This window comes from Mycobacterium angelicum (assembly GCF_002086155.1).
Lineage (GTDB): Bacteria > Actinomycetota > Actinomycetes > Mycobacteriales > Mycobacteriaceae > Mycobacterium > Mycobacterium angelicum.
In genome coordinates, this window is sequence record NZ_MVHE01000031.1 from 34,071 (window position 1) to 59,925 (window position 25,855).

Annotated in this window: 1 protein-coding gene and 3 pseudogenes; all 4 read left to right on the forward strand. The window is 67.6% G+C overall.

Annotation, left to right across the window (positions count from 1 at the left end; translation table 11 throughout):
* The first annotated feature begins 522 nt into the window (after positions 1-522).
* Positions 523-3,708 (forward strand): type I polyketide synthase, encoded by a 3,186-nt coding sequence (locus BST12_RS17790; RefSeq protein WP_083114458.1) that lies wholly within the window; start codon positions 523-525, stop codon positions 3,706-3,708.
* Positions 3,705-21,602 (forward strand): annotated as a pseudogene (locus BST12_RS17795) (non-ribosomal peptide synthetase); the annotation flags it as partial. The gene BST12_RS17790 and the pseudogene BST12_RS17795, both read left to right, overlap by 4 nt.
* A gap of 84 nt (positions 21,603-21,686) precedes the next feature.
* Positions 21,687-24,521 (forward strand): annotated as a pseudogene (locus tag BST12_RS17800) (type I polyketide synthase); the annotation flags it as partial.
* 151 nt (positions 24,522-24,672) lie between these two features.
* Positions 24,673-25,855 (forward strand): annotated as a pseudogene (locus BST12_RS33520) (beta-ketoacyl synthase N-terminal-like domain-containing protein); the annotation flags it as partial.

Here is a 25,855-nt window from a genome sequence, read left to right on the forward strand (position 1 = left end):
CACATTGGCCATCGGAAGGGCGGCCAACCCGGCATTGTGCACATTGGGCCAACGGCCCGGTAGCGCCCCCGAGACGGCGGTTCTGACGCCATGTCTCAGGCGCTTCGCGAGGGACATACCTGCAGGTTGGTGGCTTTAACGGCGGCCTGCACGGACGTTGTGCGTTTTGCTGCACCGCCGCCCGCCGGAACAGGGCGACTTGCCCATAGTCACTGTCGACTCCGTGCACTAACTTTGCACGCGTCAAGACAGATAACGAGTCGCCAGATGCTTATCTAAGGGAGTTTTTGGTGAGTACCGAAGCCACGATCGTCCACGCTTCGCAGACTATGCCGGACTGCTGATCTCTAACCCGTTTAGCAGTCACCCATCGAACTGAGTTCAACAGATCGAAAACTTCTTTAGAAGCGCGGTTTCCCCCCACGCCCAAAGCCGTGCGTAACCAGTCTCATCGGTTATTAGCACGCACAACTTAATTGCTGATCGCGGTCAGAATTATTTCTCATGAAAGGCTGTCAAAAAATGGCAAGTCATGAAGAACTCCACACCTACCTCAAGCAAGCCGTGCTGGAGCTGGAGAAAACCCGCCGGCGCTTGCGAGAGGTCGAGGAGAAGGCCAGCGAGCCGATCGCGATTGTGGGCATGGCGTGCCGCTACCCGGGTGGCGTGAGTTCTCCGGCGGATTTGTGGCGTGCGGTGTCGCAGGGGTGCGACCTGGTATCGGGTCCGCCGGCCGACCGCGGCTGGGACCTGGAAAACACCGACGGCGCCGACTCTGACATCGCCGGATACATCGACGAGGTAACCGCTTTCGACGCGGACTTCTTCGGCATCAGCACGCGCGAGGCGGCGGTGATTGACCCGCAGCAGCGGCTGGCGCTCGAGGCTTCCTGGGAGGCATTCGAACGCGCGGGCATCGACCCGGCGGCCGCACCGGCCGACGAAACCGGTGTCTTCCTGGGCATGGCGTCATTCGTGGGCGCCTACAGCGAGGCCAACGACGAGCCGGACAGCTCCCTGCCCTTCGCTTTCAGCGGTAAGACCTCGAGCATGGCGGCGGGGCGGGTCTCCTACTTCTTAGGCTTCAATGGTCCGGCCATCACGATGGACACCGCATGCTCGTCGTCCTTGACGGCGATTCACCAAGCGGTGCAATCGTTGCGGTCCGGTGAGTGCCCGCTGGCCCTGGCCGGTGGCGTCACTGTGATGACACCCCAGCGCCTTTCGGGGCTGCGCGGCGGCGTGGGTTCGGCCGCCGACGGGCGGTGCAAGTCGTTTGCCGCGTCGGCGGATGGTTCGGGTTGGGGCGAAGGCGTGGGCATGCTGCTGCTGGAGCGGCTGTCGGACGCACAGCAGAACCAGCACCCGGTGCTGGCGGTGATTCGGGGTTCGGCGGTCAATCACGACGGCTCCTCGAACAGGGCCGGTGCCCCGAACCGGTTGGCGCAGCAGCGGGTGATCCGCCGCGCGCTGGCCAACGCCGGTTTGGACGCCAGCCAGGTGGATGTGGTCGAGGCGCACAGCACGGGAACGCCGTTGGGCGATTTGACCGAGGTCGAAGCGCTGATCGAGACCTACGGCCGGGACCGGCCGGAGGGCCGGCCGCTGTGGCTGGGTTCGCTGAAAACCAACATCAACCACACGCTGGCCGCAGCCGGGGTGGGTGGCGTCATCAAGATGGTGCAGTCGATGCGCCACGGCGTCATACCGCAGACCTTGCACTCCGGCGAGCCGACCCCGTTCGTGGATTGGTCCTCGGGTGGCGTTGCGCTGGTCACCGAGGCGCAGCCGTGGCCACAGCGCGATGACGCACGCCGGGCCGGGGTGTCGGCCTTCGGCATCAGCGGCGTCAACGCGCACGTGATCGTGGAAGAGGCTCCGCGCCAGGTTGCCACGGTGGGCCAGACGCCCGAAGTCTCTCGCGACGAACTGCCCGTCTTCTCCTGGATACTCAGCGCGAAATCCGAAGCGGCACTGCCGAAGCAGGCCGCCCGGCTGGTCGCGCACCTCGGCGAGAACCCCGGCTTCGACGCGGCCGACATCGGCCTTTCGCTGGCTACCACCCGCACTCAGTTCACGCACCGGGCCGTCATCGTCGGTCGTGACAACGAGGAACTGCTCGAGGGGCTGCGGTCGTTGGCCACTGGCGGCACGTCGGCCGAGGTGGTGCACGGCGTTGCGGAGAGCTCGACCAAGACCGCGGCGATGTTCCCCGGCGAGGGGGCCCAGTCGGTGGGCATGGGTCAACAGCTCTACGCGAGTTTTCCGCAGTACGCCAAGGTTTTCGACGAGGTGTGCTCCATCTTCGACGAACTGCTGGGCACCTCATTGCAGGACGTCGTCTTCGCCGAAGCCGGCTCGGAGGCCGCCGAACTGCTGAACCAGCCCGCCTACGCCCAGCCCGCGCTGTTCGCTTTCGAGGTTGCGCTGTTCCGCCTCGCCGAATCGTGGGGCCTTCGGCCCGACTTCGTCATGGGTCATTCCCTCGGCGAGGTGACCGCGGCGTACGTGGCGGGAGTGTGGTCGCTGGCTGATGCATGCGAACTCGTGGCCGAGCGCGGCCGCCTGCTGCAATCGGTACCCGTCGACGAGGAAATGCTGGCCGTCGAGGCGGGCGAAGGCGATGTGCGCCCGTTCCTGCGGGAATTCCCCGGCTGCTCGGTGGCCGCGATCAATTCGCCTACCTCACTGACCATTTCGGGTGACCACGCCTCGTTGACCAGGCTCGCCGAGAAGCTCGAGGTCAACGGGATGCAGACCAGGCGGATGGGCCTCAGCCACCCGTTGCATGCGGCGAACCTGGAACCGTTGATTCCGGAATTCGCCGCGGTCTGCCGCCGGCTGAACTACCAAACCCCGAACATCGGGGTGGTATCGGCGGTGACCGGCGGTCTCGTGGCAGCCGATCAGTTGATTACGCCGCAATATTGGATCGACCAGTTGCAGCAGCCCGCCGGCTTTGCCGAAGCGGTGCAGTGGGCCCAATCCCAGGGCGGTGTGGGCAATTTCGTGGAGGTCGGCCCGGGTGCTGACCTCACCGCACGCATCGACGCCGAAGCGAGCAACGTCACCCCGCTGCTGTGGCAGACGCTGGAGGAGACCTCCTCGTTTGTCAGCGGACTGGCGACGATGTTCGTCCACGGCACGCCGATCGACTGGTCAGCCGGATACGCCGACGCGGGCGCGCGGCGAATCGAATTGCCTACCTACGCATTCCAGCGTCGGGCGTTAGTGCCTGCCGCTCCGGCGAGCGCCGCCGCCCCGGCGAGCGTCGTTGCCACGCCCAACATCACCATCGCGACCACCCCGAAGGTGCATCGCAGCGAATCTCCTGAGCCGCTGCGTACCGCCACCGAGCGGACGCTGGCGGCGGCGATCGAGCAGATCCTCGGTATCACCGATGTCGGGCGCGACGAACGGTTCGTGGCTCTGGGTGGGGACAGCGTTTCGGCGATGCAGCTCGCCCACCGCATGCACGCGGCGAACCTGCCACTGAATCCGCAACTGATCTTCGAGCATCCCACGCTGGGTGAGCTCGCGGCGGCTCTGGACGAACTGGCCGCCGAGAGCAGAAATGAGGCTGAGCAGGCCGGCAGCGTCGCCGGGGACGGCCGGTTTCAAGCGATGAGCATGTCGGGCCTGTCGGCGGCCGACCTGCTCGCACTGCCGGATGTCCTCGCCAGAATCGACAAGGCCGCCGTCGCATGACCGAAACCAGCAACGAGGTCGTCGGCATCCAGGATGTGATGGTCCTCAGCCCGCTCCAGCAGGGACTGTTCGCGTTGGCCCAGGCCAGCCAACGGCCATCCGAAGACCCGTACACGATCTCGATCGGCATCGACGTCTCCGGGTCGCTGGACACCGAGTTGCTGCGCAATTGCGCACTGACGATGCTCAAGCGCCACCCCAACCTGCGGGCTCGTTTCGTCGGCCGCACGCTGGCGCACCCGGTGCAGGTGGTGCCGTCGGAGGTGGACCTGGCGTGGCAGCACGTCGTCGCCACCCCCGAAACGGCAGCAGCGTGCGAGGCGGCCGAGCAGGAGCGCGGCTTCGATCTCGAAAAGGGCCCGCCGGTGCGGTTCCTGCTGATCGAATTGCCCGACGCGCGTTGGCGATTCAACATCGTCGCACACCACATCGTGATCGGCGGATGGTCGATCGCGGTATTCCTCGAAGAGCTACTAAGTCTGTACCAGAGCGGCGGTGCCGTTGACTCGCTGCCGCCACCACCGCGGCCGTGGCGCGATTTCATCGGCTGGCTCGCCGGCTACGACGTCGCGAAAGGCGAACAGCAGTGGCGTGAGCACCTCGTCGGCCTGGATGGGCCGACGTTGGTGTCAGCGGGTCCGGCGGACGACCATGCGCAGTCCGGCGGGAAACCGGATCGGGTAGTGGTCAGCCTGGACCAGCAGACCACCACTCGCCTGGTCGACGCCGCCCGCAGCCGCGGCGTCACCTTGAACACGTTGACACAGGTGGCGTGGGCGCTGCTGCTGTCGGTACTGACCGACCGGCGCGATGTGGTGTTCGGGGTCACCGTATCCACTCGTCCCGCCGAACTCGCCGGTGTCGAATCGATGGTCGGTCTATTCGTGAACACCGTCCCGCTCCGGGTGCGGCTCGACCCGAAAACGACTGTGGCCCAACAGTGTGCCTCCATCCAGCGCGACGCGGCACGGCTGCGCGGGCACGCCTATCTGACTCACTCGCAGATCCGGGCGCTGGCCGGGGTGGGGGAGTTGTTCGACAGCGTCATCGCGTTCGAGAACTTTCCGTCTGCCGGTCTGTTCGGCGGCAGGCAACTGTCCAACGGTACGGTGACCTTCCACTCGCCAAGTGCGTTGAGCCGCGCGCACTTTCCCGTCGGCATCATCGTCGAGCACATCGGTGACCGGTTGAAGCTGACGATAGAGGCGCCGGCCGACGCGGTCGGGTTCACCGCCGACACGCTGGGCAGCCGCCTGTTTTCCACCATGCAACGGTTGGTGGAAATGTGGGACCGCCCGCTGCGCGAGGTGAGCGTCCTCTTCGACGGCCAACCCGGTTCCGTCGCTGCCGAGCAGGCCTATCTGGACAGGATCGGCAATCGCGCGGCGCTGTCGCAGCCCGGATCGGCCGTGTCCATTCCGGCGTTGTTCGCCGCCCAGGTGCAGCGCACTCCGGAGGCGCCGGCGCTGACCCATGCCGGCCAGACGTGGACCTACCGCGAACTCGACGAGGCGACAAACCGATTGGCGCACAATCTGGTTGGTGCCGGCGTGGGCCCCGGCGACGTGGTCGCACTGCTGTTGGAGCGCTCAGCGCAGGCGATCATGGCGATCGTGGCGGTGCTCAAGAGCGGTGCGGCATACCTGCCGCTCGACCCCAACCATCCCGATGCCCGCATCGACTTCATGCTCGGCGACGCCGCGCCGGCGGCCGCGATCAGCAATGCGCCACTGGCCGGCCGGCTGGCCGGCCACCAGATGACAGTCATCGATATCGACGATCCCGCCGTCGGAAACTGCTATCCCGCGCACGCATTGCCGCAGCCCCGCCCGGAGAACATCGCCTACATTCTGTACACCTCGGGCACCACCGGCACTCCCAAGGGCGTGGCGATCTGCCACCACAACATCACCCAGCTGTTCACCTCGGAGACCTCGTTCGCGCCCAGTGCCGGCCAGACGGTAACCCAGTGCAGCTCTTACGGTTTCGACCTGTCGCTGTTCGAGATCATGGGCGCGTTGTTGCACGGCGGACGTCTGGTCGTGGTGCCCGACGCGATAACCCGCTCGCCGGCGGAGTTTCACGACCTGCTGGTAACCGAGCAGGTCGGCGTGCTCACCCAGACGCCGTCCGCGGTGTCGGCGCTGTCGACCGAGGGCCTGGACTCGACCACGCTGGTGCTCGGCGGCGAAGCGTGCACCGGCGAAGTGGTCGACCGGTGGGCGCCCGGGCGGGTGTTGGTCAACCAGTACGGCCCGACCGAGACCACGATGTATGTCGCGATGAGTACGCCGTTGGTGGCCGGGTCGGGAATCGCGCCGATCGGTTCCCCGGTGCCGCGAGCGGCGTTGTTCGTCCTGGACGCATGGTTGCGTCCGGTTCCGGCCGGTGTGGTCGGGGAGTTGTACGTCGCGGGTGCCGGCGTGGGGTATGGGTATTGGCGGCGGGCCGGACTGACCGGAACTCGTTTCGTCGCATGCCCATTCGGTACGCGCGGGACCCGGATGTACCGCACCGGGGACTTGGTGCGCTGGGGCGCCGATGGCCAGCTGGTCTACCTGGGGCGTGCCGACGAGCAGGTGAAGATCCGCGGGCACCGCATCGAATTGGGTGAGGTGCAAGCCGCGCTGGCCGGATTGGACGGCGTGGAGCAGGCCGCGGTGATCGCCCGGCAGGACCGCCCCGGCGACAAGCGCCTGGTGGGATATGTCACCGGAACCGTTGACGTGATCGGGATCCGGGCCGCACTGGCCGACCGGCTGCCGCAGTACATGGTGCCCGCGGCCGTCGTGGCGTTGGACGAACTGCCGTTGACCCTCAATGGGAAGCTCGATGTCCGGGCCCTGCCCGCTCCGCAATTCGGCGAGTCCGACCGGTACCGGGCGCCGGCCAATGCCGTCGAGGAAATCCTGGCCGGCATCTACGCCCAGGTGCTGGGACTGGAACGGGTCGGCATCGACGACTCGTTCTTCGATCTGGGCGGGGATTCGCTGTCGGCCATGCGGGTGGTCTCGGCGGTCAACAAATCGCTGGATGCCGACCTTGCGGTCCGGGTGTTGTTCGAGTCGCCGACGGTGGCCCGATTGGCGGCCCGGGTGGGCGGAATGTCGGGCGGGCGCACGCCGTTGGTGGGGCGGCCGCGGCCCGCGGTGATTCCGTTGTCCTTCACGCAGAGCAGGTTGTGGTTCCTGCACCAGCTCGAAGGGCCCTCACCGATCTACAACATGTCCTGGGTGCTGCGTTTCCGTGGCGAACTCGACAGTGCGGCGCTGGGCCAGGCGCTGGCCGACGTGGTGGCCCGCCACGAATCCCTGCGCACGATCTTCGTGGCCTCCGACGGGGTTGCCCAGCAGGTCGTGTTGCCGGCCGAGCGGGCCGACTTCGGCTGGCAGATCGTCGACGCGACGGCCTGGTCGTCCGGCCGGCTGCAGGAGGCCATCGAGGAGCATGCCCGCTACGGCTTCGACCTGGCCACCGAGATTCCCTTGCAGGCAAAGCTTTTCCGGGTGGCCGAGCAGGAGCACGAACTGGCGCTGGTGGCCCACCACATCGCCGCCGACGGGTGGTCGCTGGCTCCGCTGACGGCGCACCTCGGAGAGGCCTATGCCAGCCGGCGCGCCAATCAGGCGCCGGATTGGGCCGAGTTGGCCGTGCAGTACATCGACTACACCCTGTGGCAGCGCGAGAACCTGGGCGAGATCACCGACAGCGAGAGCGGTGCCGCGGCCCAATTGGCCTACTGGGTACAGACTTTGGGCGGAATGTCCGAGCGGCTGGAGTTGCCCACCGATCGGCCCTATCCGCGGGTTGCCGACCATCGCGGCGATGCGGTGGTGGTGCAGTGGCCGGCGCAGCTGCAGCAGCAGGTGGCCCGGGTGGCGCGTCAACACAACGCGACCAGCTTCATGGTGTTCCAGACGGCTCTGACGGCACTGCTGTCGAAGTTGTGCGCTGCCAACGATGTTGCGGTGGGATTCGCCGCGGCCGGCCGTGATGACCCCGCGCTGGACGAGCTGGTGGGCTTCTTCGTCAACACGTTGGTATTGCGCGTCGAGGTGGCCGGTGACCCGACCTTCGCCGAATTGCTGGCTCAGGTGCGCGCCCAAAGCCTGGCCGCCTTCGAGCATCAGGACGTCCCGTTCGAGGTTCTGGTGGACCGGCTCAACCCGACTCGTTCGCTGACCCACCACCCCCTGATCCAGGTGATGTCCACCTGGCAGAACTTCGCTCGCACCGGCGATCCGGCCGGCCGCTCGACATTGGACGGCCTCGAGGTGACCCCGGTCCCGGTGCACACCCACAGTGCGCGCATGGACCTGGTCTTCTCCCTCGGCGAACAATTCACCGAAGGTGGCGAAACCGCGGGGATCGGCGGTGCGGTGGAATTTCGCACCGACGTGTTCGACGCGGCCAGCATCCAAACACTGATCAACCGGCTGCAGCGGGCGCTGGGGCAGCTGGCCGCCGACCCGCAGCAGCGGTTGTCCTCGATCGATCTGCTCGACGAGGCCGAACACGCCCGCCTCGACGAGATCGGCAACCGCGCGGTGCTCAGCGCGCCATTCGCGGGGGCGTCGATCCCGGAGCGGATCGCCGCGCACGTGGCGCGCACTCCACAGCAGGTCGCGGTGCGCTTCGACGGTGACCAGTGGACCTATCGCGAGCTGGACGATGCGGCCAACCGGCTGGCGCATCTGTTGATCGGCAGCGGTGTGCGCCCCGGGGATGTCGTGGCAATGCTGCTGCCGCGCAGTGCAAACGCCATCACCGCGATTCTGGCGGTGCTCAAAACCGGCGCGGCCTATCTGCCCATCGACACCGCGCTGCCGCAGGCGCGGGTGGACTTCATGATCGGTGACGCCGCACCGGTAGCCGCGATCACCAGCGCCGAGCTGGCCGGCCGCTTCGACGGCCATCGACTACGCGTCATCGACATCGACGATCCGGCCGTTGCCACCAGCTATCCCGCTCACGCGCTGCCCCATCCGGGCCCCGACAACGTCGCGCACATCATCTACACCTCGGGAACCACCGGTGTCCCGAAAGGCGTTGCGGTCACTCACCGCAACATCGTCCAACTGTTCGGCGCGCTGGACGGCCGGCTGGTCCCGGCGCCGGAACATGTCTGGAGCCAATGCCATTCGTATGCCTTCGACTACTCGTCCTGGGAGATCTGGGGTGCCCTGTTGCACGGCGGGCGCCTCGTGGTGATTCCCGAGGCCGTCACCCGCTCGTCGGACGACCTGCATGCGCTGCTGGTCGCCGAAGGGGTCAATGTGCTCAGCCAAACACCCTCTGCGGTAAGGGGATTGGCGACGCAGGGGCTGGAAGCGGCGGCATTGGTGATCGCCGCCGAGCCGTGCCCCGCCGAGGTGGTCGATCGCTGGGCCCCCGGCCGGCTGATGGTCAACGCCTACGGCCCGACCGAGACCACGATCTACGCCACGATGAGCGCGCCGCTGGCCGCCGGATCGGGGACGCCGCCGATCGGGTCGCCGGTGCTGGGGGCGGCACTGTTCGTGCTGGACCCGTCGTTGCGTCCGGTACCGGCCGGTGTGGTCGGAGAGCTTTATGTCGCCGGTCGCGGGGTGGGATGTGGTTACTGGCGCCGGCCGGGACTGACGGCATCGCGGTTTGTGGCGTGCCCGTTCGGCGGCGTTGGCGAGCGCATGTACCGGACCGGCGATTTGGTGCGGTGGGGGGCCGACGGGCAGCTGGTGTACGCCGGGCGCGCCGACGAGCAGGTCAAGGTCCGCGGCTACCGGATTGAGCTGGGTGAGGTGCAGGCAGCCCTGGCGGCCGTGACCGGGGTGCAGCAGGCCGTGGTCATCGCTCGCGAGGACCGGCCCGGGGACAAGCGTTTGGTGGGTTACGTCGTTGGCGACGTGGACATGTCGGGCATTCGCGCGGTGCTGGCCGAGCGGCTGCCGGCGTATATGGTGCCCGCGGCGGTGGTCGCAATCGACGCGTTGCCGCTGACGATCAACGGCAAGCTGGACGTTCGCGCGTTGCCGGCTCCCGAGTTCGGCGATGCGGATCGCTATCGGGCTCCGGCTGGTCTGGTTGAGGAGGCCGTAGCGGGCACCTTCGGGCAGGTGCTGGGGCTGGACCGGGTGGGCGTCGACGATTCGTTCTTTGATCTGGGTGGGGATTCGCTGTCGGCGATGCGGTTGATCGCGGCGGTGAACAAGTCGCTGGATGCTGATTTGTCGGTGCGGGTGTTGTTCGAGTCGCCGACGGTAGCGGCGTTGGCACGGTGTGTGGACCGCGGTTCGGGTAGCCGGGTGCCGTTGGTGGCCGGGCCCCGGCCGGCGGTGATCCCACTGTCGTTCGCGCAGAGCCGACTGTGGTTCCTGGACCAGCTGGAAGGCCCGTCGCCGATCTACAACCTGGCATGGGTGGCGCGGTTGCGCGGTCAGCTCGACGAGGATGCGCTGGGCGCCGCCGTCGCCGATGTGGTGGGCCGGCACGAGACCCTGCGCACCGTGTTCGTGGCTACCGACGGGGTTGCCTCGCAGCTGGTGCTGCCGGCGCAGCGGGTCGACTTCGGGTGGGACGTCATCGATGCGACCGGCTGGCCGGCCGACCAACTGCGGGCGGCGGTCGAGGCCGCGGTGCGTTACGAGTTCGATCTGGCCACCCAGATTCCTTTGCAGGCAAGGCTTTTCCGGGTGGCCGGCGACGAGCATGTGTTGGCGTTGACCGTGCATCACATCGCCGCGGACGGGTGGTCGCTGGCGCCGCTGATGAATGACCTGGGCGCGGCCTATGCCGACCGGTGTGCGGGCCGGGCGCCGGACTGGGCGCCGCTGGCGGTGCAGTATGTGGATTACACGCTGTGGCAGCGGGCGACGCTGGGGGAGTTGTCGGACAGCGACAGTGGCGCCGCGGCTCAATTGGACTACTGGGTCAAGGCTTTGGCGGGGATGCCAGAGCGGCTGGAGTTGCCGACGGACCGGCCCTACCCGCGGGTGGCCGATCACCGCGGTGGCAGTGTCGAGGTGGACTGGCCGGCGCAGTTGCAGGCGCAGGTGGCCCGGATTGCCCGCGAGCACGACGCGACCAGTTTCATGGTGGTACAGGCCGCGCTGACGGCGCTGTTGTCCAAGCTGTGCGCCACCAGTGACGTGGCGGTGGGCTTTGCCGCCGCGGGCCGTGGCGATCCGGCGCTGGACGCCCTGGTCGGCTTCTTCGTCAACACGCTGGTGCTGCGCGTCGACGTCGACGGCGATGCGAGTTTCGCCGAGTTGCTGGCTCAGGTTCGCAAGCGCAGTTTGGCGGCGTTCGAGCACCAGGATGTGCCGTTCGAGGTGTTGGTGGACAAGCTCAATCCGGTGCGCTCGCTGACTCATCATCCGCTGATCCAGGTGATGCTGGCCTGGCAGAACTTCGCTCGGCAGCAGGACGACCTGGCGCGTTCGGCGCTCGGTGACCTAGAGGTGATTCCCGAACCCGTGCACACCGACAGTGCGCGAATGGATTTGGTGGTCTCCTTGGCCGAGCGGTTCACCGAAACCGGCGAGCCGGCCGGCATCGGCGGTGGCGTGGAGTTTCGTACCGACGTCTTCGATGCGGCCAGTATCGAGAAGCTGATCCAGCGCCTCGAGCGGATGCTGGTGGTGTTGACCGCCGACCCGCAGCAACGGCTGTCGGCGGTGGATCTGGTCGACGACGCCGAGCGGGCGCAGCTGGACGAGATGGGCCACCGCGCGGCACTGAGCGCGCCCGGCGCGTCCAAGTCGATACCGGAACTGTTCGACGCCCAGGTGCAGCGCACCCCGGACGCGCCGGCACTGGTCTACGCCGACCAGTCGTGGACCTACCGCGAACTCGACGAGGCCGCAAACCGATTGGCTCATGTGTTGGTCAGCCACGGCGCACGGCCGGGCACGGTGGTGGCCCTACTGCTGGACCGCTCGGCGCAGGCCATCATCGCGGTCACCGCCGTCCTCAAGACCGGGGCTGCCTACCTGCCCATCGACCCCAATCACCCCGACAGCCGAATCGACTTCATGGTCGGTGACGCCGCACCGGTAGTGGCGGTGAGCACCAGCAAGCTGGCCGGCCGCTTGGATGGGCACGCCCTGACCGTCGTCGATATCGATGACGCGCTCAGCGCCGCCACACCCGGCGGCGGGCTGCCGTTCCCGGCCGCCGACAACATCGCCTACCTCATCTACACCTCGGGAACCACCGGCGTCCCCAAGGGCGTAGCCATCACCCACCGAAACCTCACCGAATTAGTCGGTGTGCCAACCGCTTTCACTCCCACCGCCGGGCAGACGGTAACCCAGTGGCATTCGTACGGGTTCGACGTCTCGGTGTGGGAAGTGTGGGGCGCACTGCTGAACGGTGCGCGGCTGGTGGTGGTGCCCGACGCGGTCTCCCGCTCGCCGGAGGACCTGCATGCCCTGCTGGTCGCCGAAAACGTCGACGTGCTCTGCCACACGCCCTCGGCCGCGGGCAGTCTGGCGCCCGAGGGACTGGAGTCCACGACCCTGCTGGTCGCCGGTGAGGCCTGCCCGACTGAGCTGGCCGACCGCTACGCGCCCGGGCGGGTGTTGATCAATGCCTACGGCCCAACGGAAACCACGATCTACGTGACGATGAGCAAGCCGCTGGTGGCAGGCTCGGGGGCCACACCGATCGGCGCGCCGGTGCCGGGGGCAGGTTTGTTCGTGCTGGACCCGTGGTTGCGTCCGGTGCCGCCCGGTGTGGTCGGCGAACTGTACGTCGCCGGCGCCGGGGTGGGCTGCGGCTATTGGCGACGCTCGGCCCTGACCGCAGCACGTTTCGTCGCTTGCCAATTCGGCACGCCGGGAGCCCGGATGTACCGCACCGGGGACCTGGTGCGCTGGGGTGCCGACGGTCAACTGGTCTATCTGGGACGCACCGACGAGCAGGTGAAGATCCGTGGGTACCGCATCGAACTCGGTGAGGTGGCCGCGGTGCTGTCCCAGCTCGACGGCGTCGACCGGGCGGTCGTCATCGCCCGTGAGGACCGCCCCGGAGACAAGCGCCTGGTGGGCTACATCACCGGCGCCGCGGACGTCAACGAGATCCGCACCCTGCTGGCCGAGCGGCTGCCCAAGTACATGGTGCCCGCGGCCGTCGTCGCACTCGACGAATTGCCGTTGACGCTCAACGGAAAACTGGACGTGCGCGCCCTGCCCGCGCCGCAATACGGCGACGCCGACAAGTACCGTGCCCCCGCCAACGCCGTCGAAGAGGTCCTGGCCGGCATCTACGCAGAGGTCCTGGGACTCGACCGGGTCGGTGTCGACGAGTCGTTCTTCGACCTTGGCGGCGACAGCATTTCGGCGATTCAGGTCGTGGCGCGGGCCCGCGCTGCCGGCGTGGTGTGCCGCCCGCGCGACCTGTTCACCGAACAAACCGTGGCCGGGGTCGCCCGGGTGGCCACCACCGCCGATGCCCGCGATGGCATCGAGGTGGACGACGATGACGACGGCGCGTACCAGGTTCCGGCGACACCGGTCATCCGCTGGCTGGAAAGCCTCGAAAGCCTCGGCGGACCGGTGGAACAGTTCAATCAGGCAACGCTGTTGCAGGCGCCCGCGGGGGTCGGTGCGCACGACGTGGTGGTGTTGCTGCAGGCGCTGGTGGATCGGCATGCCACCCTGCGCATGCGCGTTACCGACGACGGCGCCGGTGGTTGGTCGCTGTGGGTGTCCGAACCCGGTTCAGTCGACGTTGCCGACTGCGTGCACTCCGTGGCCGAGTTGACCGAGGAGGCGCTGGCCCAAGCCCGGGCCCGGCTGGATCCCCGCGCCGGAGTGTTGCTCAGTGCGCTGTGGTCGGCGCCTTCGGCTCAGCTGGTACTCGTCATCCATCACCTGGCCGTCGACGCGGTCTCCTGGCGGATTCTGCTGGACGACCTCAACAGCGCCTGGAACCAGCACCGCGCCGGCCAGCGGGTGAAGTTCTCCACCCGGGGTACCTCGTTCCGGCGCTGGGCTTCGGTGCTCGCCGAGCACGCCCGGCACGACGCGGTCATCGGCCAGGCCGGCGCCTGGAAGCAGGCGGCATCGGCGCCGGCTGCACTGCCGGCGGTGGACCCGGCAGCGGATACCTTCGCGACCGCCTCCTACATGTCGACAGACCTGGACGTCGACACCACCCGCATGCTGCTGGGCGAGGTGCCCTCGGCGTTTCACGCTGGGGTGCAGGACATCCTGCTGATCGCCTTCCGGCTGGCGTGGGCGGAATTCCTGGGTACCGGTGCGATGCCGATCGGCATCGACGTGGAGGGCCACGGGCGCAACGAGGAACTGGTGCCCGGCATCGACCTGTCGCACACCGTGGGGTGGTTCACCACCAAGTACCCGGTGGCGCTGTCCGCGGGTGCACTTTCCTGGCAGCAGGTCGCCGCCGGCGACGCAGCACTGGGAGCGACGGTCAAGGACGCCAAAGAGCAGCTGCGGGCCCTTCCCGATGGACTGACCTACGGGTTGCTGCGCTACCTCAACGACGAGGTCGGCCTCACCTGTGGCGATCCGGCGATCGGGTTCAACTACCTGGGGCGCATGGGCGTCCAGACGACTCAGACACCGGCCACCGACGACACCTGGCGTATCGGCCCGTGGCATTCCTCGTTCGCCGACAACAGCAACGCCGGTTCGCCGATGCCGCTGATGCACACGGTGGACCTCAATGCCGTCGCCATCGACACCGGCGACGGGCCACAACTGCACGCCGAATGGACCTGGGCCGCAGGCAAACTCGATCGGGACCAGATCGAGCGGGTGAGCCGGCTGTGGTTCGAGGCACTGCGGGGCATCTGCGCGCACGTCGGCCGGGGCGGCGGTGGTTTGACGCCGTCCGATGTGGTGCCGGCCCGGGTGAGCCAGCGGCAGCTCGACGAGATCGAACGGCAGTACCCGATCGTCGATGTGTTGCCGTTGACGCCGCTGCAGCAGGGGCTGCTCTTCCACGCCGCCAGCGCCGGACACAGCGACGCCGATCAGGACGACCCGTATGCGGTACAGCTCGACCTCACCATCAGTGGACCGCTCGATGCGGACCGGCTGCGCGGCGCCATGCAACAGGTGCTGAGCCGGCATCCACACCTGGCGGCCCGCTTCTTCTGGCAACAGGCCGATCAACCCCTGCAGGTCATCCTGCGCGATCCCGAAATGCCTTGGCGATACGTGGAGTTGGCCGACGGCATCGATGCCGCCGAACAGGCCAGGCAGGTTCAGGAGCTCAGTGCCGCCGAGCGTGCGGCGGTGTGCGACATCGCCGGCGAGCTACCGCTGCGGGCCGCCTTGATCCGTACCGGGCCGCAACAACACCGGTTTGTGCTCACCAACCACCACATCGTGCTGGACGGCTGGTCGGTGCCGGTTCTGATGCACGAGATCTTCGCCGGCTATGCGGGCGAATCGCTGCCCAAGCCCGTTCCCTACCGAAAGTTCGTCTCCTGGCTGGCCGACCGCGACCTCGACGCGGCCCGCGCGGCGTGGGCCGCGGTGTTCGCCGGCTTCGACGCCCCCACACTGGTGGGCCCGCCGGATCGGTTGGGCCTGGGCAACCGCGGCGTCGAATGGTTCCGCATACCCGCCGACACCACCGACGCGGTGACCGCGCTCGCCCGCTCCTGCCGCACCACGGTGAACACCGTGCTGCAAGCGGGCTGGGCGCAGGTGCTGATGTCATTGACCGGACACCACGATGTCGCATTCGGCACCACGGCGGCCAGCCGCCCGGCCGAGATCGAGAGCGCCGAATCCATGGTCGGGCTGCTGATCAACACCGTCCCGGTTAGGGCTCGAATCGAACTGTTCACCAACACTGTTGACCTGCTGGACCAACTCAGCGGCGCTCACAGCGAGACCGTGGAGCATCAGCATCTGGCGCTCAGCGAGATTCAGCGCATCACCGGTCAGGAAGCGTTGTTCGACTCGCTGTTCGTCTACGAGAACTATCCCATCGACGATGTGGCGACGCTGTCCGTCGGCGATCTGTCGATCGCCGAGGGCGCCAGCCGCGAACGCACCCACTACCCGCTCACGGTGCAGGCCGTGCCGGGCCGGGAAGTGGGGCTGCGCGTCGAGTTCCGCACCGACGTGTTCGACTCTGTGATCGTGCAGCGGATGGCCGAGCGGTTCGTCCGGGTGCTGGCGGCCATGACGGCCAACCCCGAGCGCCCGCTGTGCTCGACCGATGTCCTAGGCGCGCTCGAGCACGCCGAGCTGCACCGCTGGGGCAACCGGGAGATGTTGCGTCAGCCGGTGGTGCCGTCGGCGTCGCTTCCGGCGCTGTTCGCCGGTCACGCCGCACGCACGCCCGAGGCGACGGCGATAGTGTACGAGGGCCGGTCGTGGACCTACCGCGAACTCGACGAGGCGACAAACCGGTTGGCGCACAAGCTGGTTGCTGCCGGGGTGCGCTCGGGCGACGTGGTGGCGCTGCTGCTGGACCGCACCTACCAGTCGGTCGCCGCGATCCTGGCGGTGCTCAAGACCGGAGCGGCTTACCTGCCGATCGACCCCAACCACCCCGACAGCCGCATCGCGTTCGTGGTCGGCGATGCCGCGCCGGTGGCCGTGCTGAGCACCGCCGCGCTGGCCGGGCGCCTGCAGGGCCGCAACCTGACGGTCATCGATGTCGACGATCCGGCCATCGACGCCCAGCCCAGCACCAGCCTGCCGTATCCGGCCGCTGACAACATCGCCTACATCCTGTACACCTCGGGCACCACCGGCGTCCCCAAGGGCGTGGCGATCAGCCACCAGAACGTCACCGACCTGTTCGACTGCCGGGATTGGGACATGATCCCGGCGTGGCCGGGAACCGTTTGGCCGCATTGCCATTCGTATGGCTTCGACGTCTCGGTGTTCGAAATCTGGGGCGCGTTCCTGCACGGCGGGCGACTGGTGGTGATCCCCGAGGCGACAACGCGGTCGTCGGCGGACCTACTTGCGCTGCTGGTCGCCGAAAAGGTGAACGTACTGACCCAAACCCCGTCGGCGTTCTACAACCTGATCGCCGCCGACGCCGCACAACCAGAGCTGGGTCGTCAACTGGAGCTCGACGCGGTGGTGTGGGGCGGGGAAGCCCTTGAGCCGCAACGTCTCCAACCGTGGCTGCAAAACCACCCCACGCGCCCACAGCTGATCAACATGTACGGCATCACCGAGACGACGGTGCACGCATCGTTCCGGGAGATCCTCGAGCCGGACACCCACAGCGGTGTCAGCCCGATCGGGGTGCCGTTGTCGGGTGCGGCCTTCTTCGTGTTGGACGCGTGGTTGCGTCCGGTGCCGGTGGGCGTGGTCGGCGAGTTGTACGTGGCCGGTCGCGGGGTGGGCTGCGGCTATTGGCGGCGGCCGGGATTGACGTCATCGCGGTTTGTGGCATGCCCGTTCGAGGTGCCCGGCGGACGCATGTACCGCAGTGGAGATCTGGTGCGATGGAATGCCGACGGGCAGCTGGTGTACATGGGCCGCGCGGACGAGCAGGTCAAGATCCGCGGGTACCGCATCGAACTCGGTGAGGTGCAGGCCGCACTGGCGGCCGTGGCCGGGGTGCAGCAGGCGGCGGTGATCGCGCGTCGCGACAGTGGCGAAGACAAGCTCCTGGTCGGTTATGTGGTGGGCGACGTGGACGCCGCGGAGGTTCGCGGGGTGCTGGCCGAGCGGTTGCCGGTGTACATGGTGCCCGCGGCCGTGGTCCGAGTCGACAAGTTGCCGCTGACGATCAACGGCAAGCTGGACGTGCGGGCGTTGCCGGCACCCGAGTTCGGCGCGGTGGATCGGTACAAGGCACCCACCAACGCCGTCGAGGAGGCGGTGGCCGCCGTCTACGCTCAGATGCTGGGCCTGGACCGGGTGGGCATCGACGAATCGTTCTTCGATCTCGGCGGCGACTCGCTGTCGGCGATGCGGTTGATCGCGGCGGTGAACAAGGCACTGGATTCCGACCTGTCGGTGCGGGTGCTGTTCGAATCGCCGACGGTGGCCGGGCTGGCCGAATCCGTGGGCGGCGGAACGGGCGCGCGGGTGCCGCTGGTGGCCGGGCCGCGTCCGGCGGCGATTCCGTTGTCGTATGCGCAGAGCCGGCTGTGGTTCCTGGACCAGCTGGAAGGTCCTTCGCCGATCTACAACATGGCCTGGGTGTTGCGGCTGCGTGGCGGGCTCGATGCCGATGCGCTGGGGGCAGCCATCTCGGATGTCGTGAGCCGTCATGAGAGCTTGCGCACCGTGATCGTGTCTGCCGACGGAATTGCCTCCCAGGTGGTGTTGCCCGCCGAGGGGCTCGATTTCGGGTGGCAGATCGTCGATGCGGCGGCATGGCCGGAAGCTGCGCTCGACGAGGCCATGGCGGATCTGGCGCGATACGAATTCGATTTGTCGGCCGACATTCCGTTGCGCGCGAAGCTTTTCCGGGTTGCCGACGACGAGCATCTGTTGGCCTTGGTGGTCCACCATATTGCCGCTGACGGGTGGTCGCTGGCGCCGCTGATGGGCGATCTGGGTGTGGCCTATGCCAGTCGTTGCGCCGGTGGCGAGCCGGGTTGGGCGCCGCTTGCGGTGCAGTACGTGGATTACGCGCTGTGGCAGCGGGCGAACCTGGGAGAGCTTGCCGATAGCGACAGTGGTGCCGGGGCTCAAATCGCCTATTGGGTAAAGGCGTTGGCGGGTATGCCGGAGCGCCTGGAGCTGCCGACGGATCGGCCGTACCCGCGGGTGGCCGACCACCGCGGCGCCAGTGTCGAGGTGGACTGGCCGGCCCAGTTGCAGGCCCAGATCGCGCGGGTTGCCCGCGAGCACGACGCGACCAGCTTCATGGTGGTACAGGCCGCGCTGACGGCGTTGTTGTCGAAGCTGTGCGCCACCAGTGACGTGGCGGTCGGGTTCGCCGCGGCCGGCCGTGACGATCCGGCCCTGGATGCCCTGGTCGGGTTCTTCGTCAACACGCTGGTGCTGCGGGTTCAAGTCGACGGTGAACTGAGTTTCGCGGACTTGCTCGCCCAGGTGCGGACGCAAAGCCTGGCGGCCTTCGAGCATCAGGATGTGCCGTTCGAAGTGTTGGTGGACAAACTCAATCCGGTGCGGTCGCTGACCCATCATCCGTTGATTCAGGTGCTGCTGGCCTGGCAGAACTTCGCCCGCCAGCACGGGAACCTGGCGGGGCGCACGCTGAACGGCGTCGAGGTGACTCCCGAGCCCGTCCACACCCACAGTGCGCGCATGGATTTGGTGTTCTCGTTGGTCGAGCAGTTCACCGAAACCGGCGAGGCTGCCGGCATCGGCGGTGCGGTGGAGTTCCGTACCGACGTGTTCGACGCGTCCAGCATTGAAAAGCTGCTCGCGCGGTTAGAGCACATGCTGTTGCTGCTGACTGCCGACCCCAGCCAGCGGTTGTCGGCGGTGGATCTGCTCGATGACGCCGAGCGGGCGAGGCTGGACGAGATGGGTCATCGCGCGGTGCTCAGTGCGCCCGTCGCGGCGGTGTCGATACCGGAACTATTCGGCGCCCAGGTGCTGCGCACCCCGGATGCGCCGGCGCTGACCTATGCGGGCCAGTCCTGGACCTACCGCGAACTCGACGAGGCCGCAAACCGATTGGCGCATGTGTTGGTCTCCCACGGTGCGCGGCCCGGCACGGTGGTGGCCCTGCTGCTGGAACGTTCCGCGCAAGCCATCGTGGCCATTACCGCCGTCCTCAAGACCGGGGCCGCCTACCTGCCCATCGACCCCAACCACCCCGACACCCGAATCGCCTTCCTCGTCGATGACGCCGCACCGGTGGCTGCACTGACCACCGCCGCCCTGGCCGGACAGCTAGCCGGGCACAACCTGGCGGTGATCGACGTCGACGATCCGGCCGTCGGAGGCCGGCCCAGCACCGGACTGCCATACCCGGCCGCTGACAATCTGGCTTACATCCTGTACACGTCGGGCACTACCGGCGTCCCCAAAGGTGTCGGAATCAGCCATCGCAACATCACCCAACTATTCACTGCGCCAGCCTCTTTCGCGCCCACGACCGGCCAGACGGTCAGCCAGTGGCACTCGTACGGCTTCGACGTTTCGGTATGGGAGATCTGCAACGCGCTGTTGCGCGGCGGCAGACTGGTCGTGGTTCCCGAGGCCATCACCCGTTCCCCGGTCGAGTTGCACGACCTGCTGGTCCGGGAGCGTGTCGACGTGTTGTCGCAAACCCCTTCGGCCGCAATGGGTTTGTCGCCCACAGGGCTGGAGTCGACGGCATTGGTGGTCGCCGGTGAGGCCTGCCCGCCCGAGCTGGTGGACCAGTGGGCGCCCGGACGGGTGATGATCAACGCCTACGGGCCGACCGAGACGTGGTACACGTCGATGAGCGCCCCGCTGGTGGCCGGTTCCGGGGTGGCTCCGATCGGTGCGCCGGTATCGGGTGCGGCGCTGTTCGTGCTCGACGGCTGGCTGCGTCCAGTACCCCCGGGTGTGGTCGGCGAGCTCTACGTCGCCGGCGCCGGAGTGGGCTGTGGTTACTGGCGACGCGGGGCGCTGACCGGATCACGGTTCGTGGCATGCCCATTCGGTGAGCCGGGTGCGCGCATGTACCGCACCGGCGACCTGGTCCGCTGGGGCGCCGATGAGCAGCTGGTGTACGTGGGTCGCGCCGACGGGCAGGTGAAGATCCGCGGCTACCGCATCGAGCCCGGTGAAGTGGCCGCAGCGCTGTCACAACTGGACGGTGTCGAGCAGGCGGCGGTCGTCGCCCGCGAGGACCGCCCGGGCGACAAGCGCCTGGTCGGCTACATCACCGGCACCGCGGACGTCACCAAGCTACGCAGCCTGCTGGCCGACCGGCTGCCGCAATACATGGTGCCCGCCGCCGTCGTCGCACTGGACGAACTGCCCTTGACCCTCAACGGAAAACTGGACATCCGCGCGCTACCGGTCCCGCAATACGGCGACGACGACAATTACCGCGCACCCGCCAACGCCGTCGAGGAAGTCATCGCCGGTATCTACGCGCAGGTGCTCGGGCTCGACCGGGTTGGCGCCGACGACTCGTTCTTCGACCTGGGCGGCGATTCCCTGCTGGCGATCCGCGCGATCGCAGCGATTAACAAGGGATTGAGTGCCGACCTCTCGGTGCGCATCATGTTCGAGGCGCCGACGGTCGCGAGCCTGAGCCAACGGCTGGGTTCGGCCGACAGTTCGGTTGCGGTCATTCCCATCGAGGTGCTCAAGCAGGGTGACGGGCTTCCGCTGTTCTGCCTGCCGCCGGGCGGCGGGCTGAGCTGGCCCTACCGCAACCTGTCGGCGTATGTGGACAGCTCGATCATCGGCTTCCAATTGCCACCCGAAGGGGAATCCGCCCCGACATCCGTGCGGGAGATGGCGCAGTACTACGCCGACACGATCCAGGAACTCGACGCCGAAGGCCCCTACAATCTCATCGGCTGGTCGTTCGGGGCAATCGTCGCGCACCAACTCGCCATCGAGTTGCGCCGGCGAGGACGCGAAGTCCGGCGCCTGGTGGTGCTGGACCCGATTCTCACCTTCGACGCGGACGGCCCGGAAAAGGCGATCGCCGAGTCCGATCCGGTGGCCGAAAGCTATGTCCTGGGCCGTTTCCTGGAAATGAATCGCATTCCCTGCGACGAGCAGGGCGAGCCGCTCACCTACGAACAGGTCGAGGCGTTGTTCGAGGAGTACGGCGCGCCGGACTTCCCGCTCCCGCCCAAGAACATCGTGAAGATCTTGGTCAAGAACCTCAATACCAGCATTCGCCTGCAGTCCCAGCACATTCCGGACGTCTTCGACGGCGACATGCTCATCTTCTCGGAGAAGCGGCCCGACGGCTCGATGCTGCAGCCGACCTGGCAGGCATACGTCGCCGGCAACGTCACCGAGCACTCCGTCGAATGCACCCACGAAGAGATGCTGAACACGGAATCGGTGAAACTCTTCGGCGATCAGCTCGCCGACTATCTACGTTAACTGCGAACGGCGGACAGGCGCATGGCTCAACGAGTGAGCGACATTGCAGTAGTCGGTTTGGCGTGCCGGCTTCCCGGTGCGGCAAACCCGCGCGAGTTCTGGCACCTGCTGCGCGACGGACTGGATGTGACGAGCCCCGAGTCGGCTGCGCTGCGTGCCGAATTCGTCGACAGTGTGGCCGATTTCGATGCCGGCTTCTTCAACCTCTCACCGCGCGAGGCCCGTTCGATGGATCCTCGGCAGCGCCTCGCCCTGGAGCTCACCTGGGAACTTCTCGAAACCGCCGCGCTGGCGCCGGAACAGGTGGACGGCGATCAGGTCGGCGTCTTCATCGGCGCGATGAACGACGACTACGCGGTGCTGACGCTGCGCAACACCGACGAGGTGGACCACCATTCGTTCACCGGCGTGAGCCGGGGGCTGATCGCCAACCGGATCTCGTTCACCTTCGGCATGCTCGGCCCCAGCCTCAGCATCGACTGCGGTCAATCGTCGTCGTTGGTCGCGGTCCACCTCGCATGCGAAAGCCTGCGCACCGGTGAGTCGTCGTTAGCCGTAGCCGGCGGGGTGCAGCTCAACCTGGCCGCCGAAACAGCCGCCCTCGAAGCGCAATTCGGCGGGCTTTCGCACTCCGGACGCACCTACACGTTCGACGAGCGCGCCGACGGGTACGTGCGCGGCGACGGCGGCGCAATGCTCTTGCTCAAGCCGTTGTCCGCGGCCATCGCCGACCGAAATCACGTCCACGCCGTCATCCGGGGCAGCGCAGTCGGCAATGACGGCCGGGGCGAGGCCGGACTGACCGTCCCCTCGGTCGCCGGCCAGCTGAACGTATTGCGGCGCGCCTACTGCCGATCGGGCCTCGACGTAACGGACGTCGACTACGTCGAACTGCACGGAACCGGCACGCCGATCGGCGACCCCATCGAGGCAACCGCGTTGGGCCGCTTCTTCGTTGGGCGCGATCGCCCGCTGGCCGTCGGCTCGGTCAAGACCAACATCGGCCACCTCGGCGGAGCCGCGGGCATCGTGGGCCTGCTCAAGACGATCCTGGCCGTCGAAAACGGCGAGCTGCCGGCCAGCCTGAACTACGCCAGCGCCAACCCCGGCATCGACCTCGACGGCTACGGCCTGCGGGTGAACGACGCGCTGGCTTCGTGGCCGGTACCGGACGGTCGGCCGCGCCGGGCCGGGGTGTCGTCGTTCGGGATGGGCGGCACGAATGTGCACGTGGTCGTCGAGCAGGGGACCCCGCTGATTGACTTGCCAGAGGTTCGGAGCCCTGCCATGCCGGCGGTGCCCTGGGTGGTTTCGGCCAAGTCGGCGCAGGCGCTGGCCGGGCAGGCGCAGCGGCTGGCCGATTTCTTGCGGGCCGACGAGGATTTGTCGCCGGTGGATGTGGGGCTGTCGCTGGCGGGGCGCTCTGCCTTCGAGCACCGCGCGGTGGTAGTGGGCGCGGGCCGGACCGAATTGCTGGCGGGCCTGGCCGGGCTGGCAGCCGGATCGCCGGGTTCGAACGTGGTGACCGGCCGCGCCCGCCCGGTGGGCAAGACGGTGCTGGTCTTTCCGGGCCAGGGCAGTCAATGGCTGGGCATGGGCGCCGAACTACTTGATACCTCAGCGGTTTTCGCTGAGCAGATGCGGTTGTGCGACGAGGCGCTGGCTGAGTTTGTGCAATGGTCGCTGCTAGAGGTGATTCGGGGCACCACGGGGGCGCCCGGGTTGGATCGGGTGGACGTGGTGCAGCCGGTGTTGTGGGCGGTGATGGTCTCGTTGGCGCGGTTGTGGGAATCGGTGGGGGTGAAAGCCGATGCGGTGGTGGGGCATTCGCAGGGCGAGATAGCCGCCGCATGTGTGGCCGGAGTGTTGTCCCTGCGCGACGCGGCGTTGGTGGTGGCCTCGCGCAGTCGGCTGTTGGTGGAGTTGGCGGGGGGCGGGGGCATGGTGTCGCTGGCCGCCGGGCTGGATTCGGTGCAGCGGCTGCTGGCCGACTTTGGCGACCGGCTCAGTGTTGCCGCGGTCAACGGGGTTTCGGCAGTCGTGGTCGCGGGTGAGAACGCCGCCCTCGAGGAGTTGCTGGGTCGGTGCGAGGCCGACGGCGTTCGTGCCCGCCGTATCGAGGTCGACTACGCGTCGCATTCGGCGCAGGTTGGGCCCATCGGTGGTCGGTTGGAGCAGGAGCTGGCCGGCCTTACCCCGTGCTCGTCGAAGGTGGCGTTCGTTTCCACGGTTACCGGCGGCCTGGTGGACGGGTCGGAGTTGGGCGCGCACTACTGGTTTCGCAATCTTCGCCAGACCGTGCGCCTGGATCGCGCACTGGGTTGGTGCCGCGAGCAGGGGTACGCGGCATTCGTCGAGGTGAGCCCGCATCCGGTGTTGCTGACCGGGATTGAAGACAGTGTCGGTGACGACGTGGTGGTGGTACCGACATTGGTCCGCGAAGAAGGTGGGCTGTCGCGGTTCTGGCTGTCGGCGGGTCAGGCGTACGCCGGGGGCGTGGCAGTCGATTGGACGGGGGTGCTGGCCGGCGGCCGCCGGGTCGAGTTGCCGACGTATGCGTTTGCCCGGCAGCGCTTTTGGCTGTCCTCGGCGGATTCCCCTGCTTCCACTGCCGGCGCGCACCGCGTCGACGACGAGCCCGTCGCACCCGAATCCACATTCTCCCAGCGCCTGCACGCCCTCGATCGCGACCAGCGACGCCAACTGCTCGTCGACGCGGTTCGTGCCCAGGTCGCGGTGGTGCTGGGACATTCCCGCGCCGCCGACGTCGACGCCGACACCACCTTCAGCGACCTCGGGTTCGACTCCTTTACCGGGGTGGAACTGCGCGACCGGCTCAAAGCTGTTACCGGGCGGACGGTTTCGTCGACATCGATCTTCGACTATCCCACCCCGACGGGGCTGGCCGATCATCTCGAGCAGCTGCTGTGCGGGTCTGCGGTTTCTGCGTTCTCTGCGGTGTCGGCGGGCTCGGCGATATCGGCGGGCGGCAAGCGGCTGGCCGCCGATCGTCGGGATGGGCTGCCGCTATCCCGGTGGGGTGGCTTCCCCCGAGGCGTTGTGGGAGATGGTGTCCGGCGGTGTGGATGTGGTATCGGAGTTCCCGGCGGATCGCGGATGGGATATCGCGGAGCTATTCGACCCCGATCCCGATGCAGTAGGTAAGACGTACGCGCGGGCCGGCGGCTTCCTCAGTGGCGCTACCGATTTCGACGCGGGATTCTTTGGGATCTCGCCGCGCGAGGCGTTGGCGATGGATCCTCAGCAGCGGTTGCTGCTGGAGTGTTCGTGGGAAGCGCTGGAACATGGCGGAATCGACCCGCTTTCGTTGCGTGGCTCCGCGACCGGGGTGTTCGTCGGGATGATGAAGACCGACTACGCAGTCGGGCACACCTCAGAAGAAATCGAGGGCTACGGGCTCACCGGTAGCGCGAGCAGTGTGGCCTCGGGTCGGGTGGCGTATGTGTTGGGGTTGGAGGGGCCGGCGGTGTCGGTGGATACGGCGTGTTCGTCGTCGTTGGTGGCATTGCATCAGGCGTGTCAGTCGTTGCGACTGGGCGAGTGTGATTTGGCATTGGCGGGTGGGGTGACGGTGATGGCGTCGCCGGCGACGTTTGTGGGGTTTTCGCGGCAGCGAGGGTTGTCGGTTGATGGGCGGTGTAAGGCGTTTTCGGCTTCGGCTGATGGAACGGGGTGGGGTGAGGGTGTGGGTGTGGTGGTGTTGGAGCGGTTGTCGGATGCGGTGCGGTTGGGGCATGAGGTGTTGGGGGTGGTGCGGGGTTCGGCGGTGAATCAGGATGGGGCGTCGAATGGGTTGACGGCGCCGAATGGTCCGTCGCAGCAGCGGGTGATTCGGGCGGCGTTGGCGGCGGCGGACTTGACACCAGGCGATGTGGATGTGGTGGAGGCTCATGGGACGGGGACGGTGTTGGGGGATCCGATTGAGGCGCAGGCGTTGTTGGCGACGTATGGGCAGGGTCGCGGGGTTGGTGAGCCGTTGTGGGTGGGGTCGGTGAAGTCGAATATGGGGCATACGCAGGCGGCTGCGGGGGTGGCGGGGGTGATGAAGATGGTGTTGGCGATGCGCTTTGGGGTGATGCCGGCGTCGTTGCATGCCGATGTGCCTAGTCGGCATGTGGATTGGTCGGCGGGGGCGGTGCGGGTGTTGAGTGCGGCGCGGGAGTGGGTGG

Excerpts from the sequence above, each read along its gene's own strand:
- BST12_RS17790 (WP_083114458.1), top strand. The coding sequence starts at position 523 with ATGGCAAGTCATGAAGAACTCCACACCTACCTCAAGCAAGCCGTGCTG.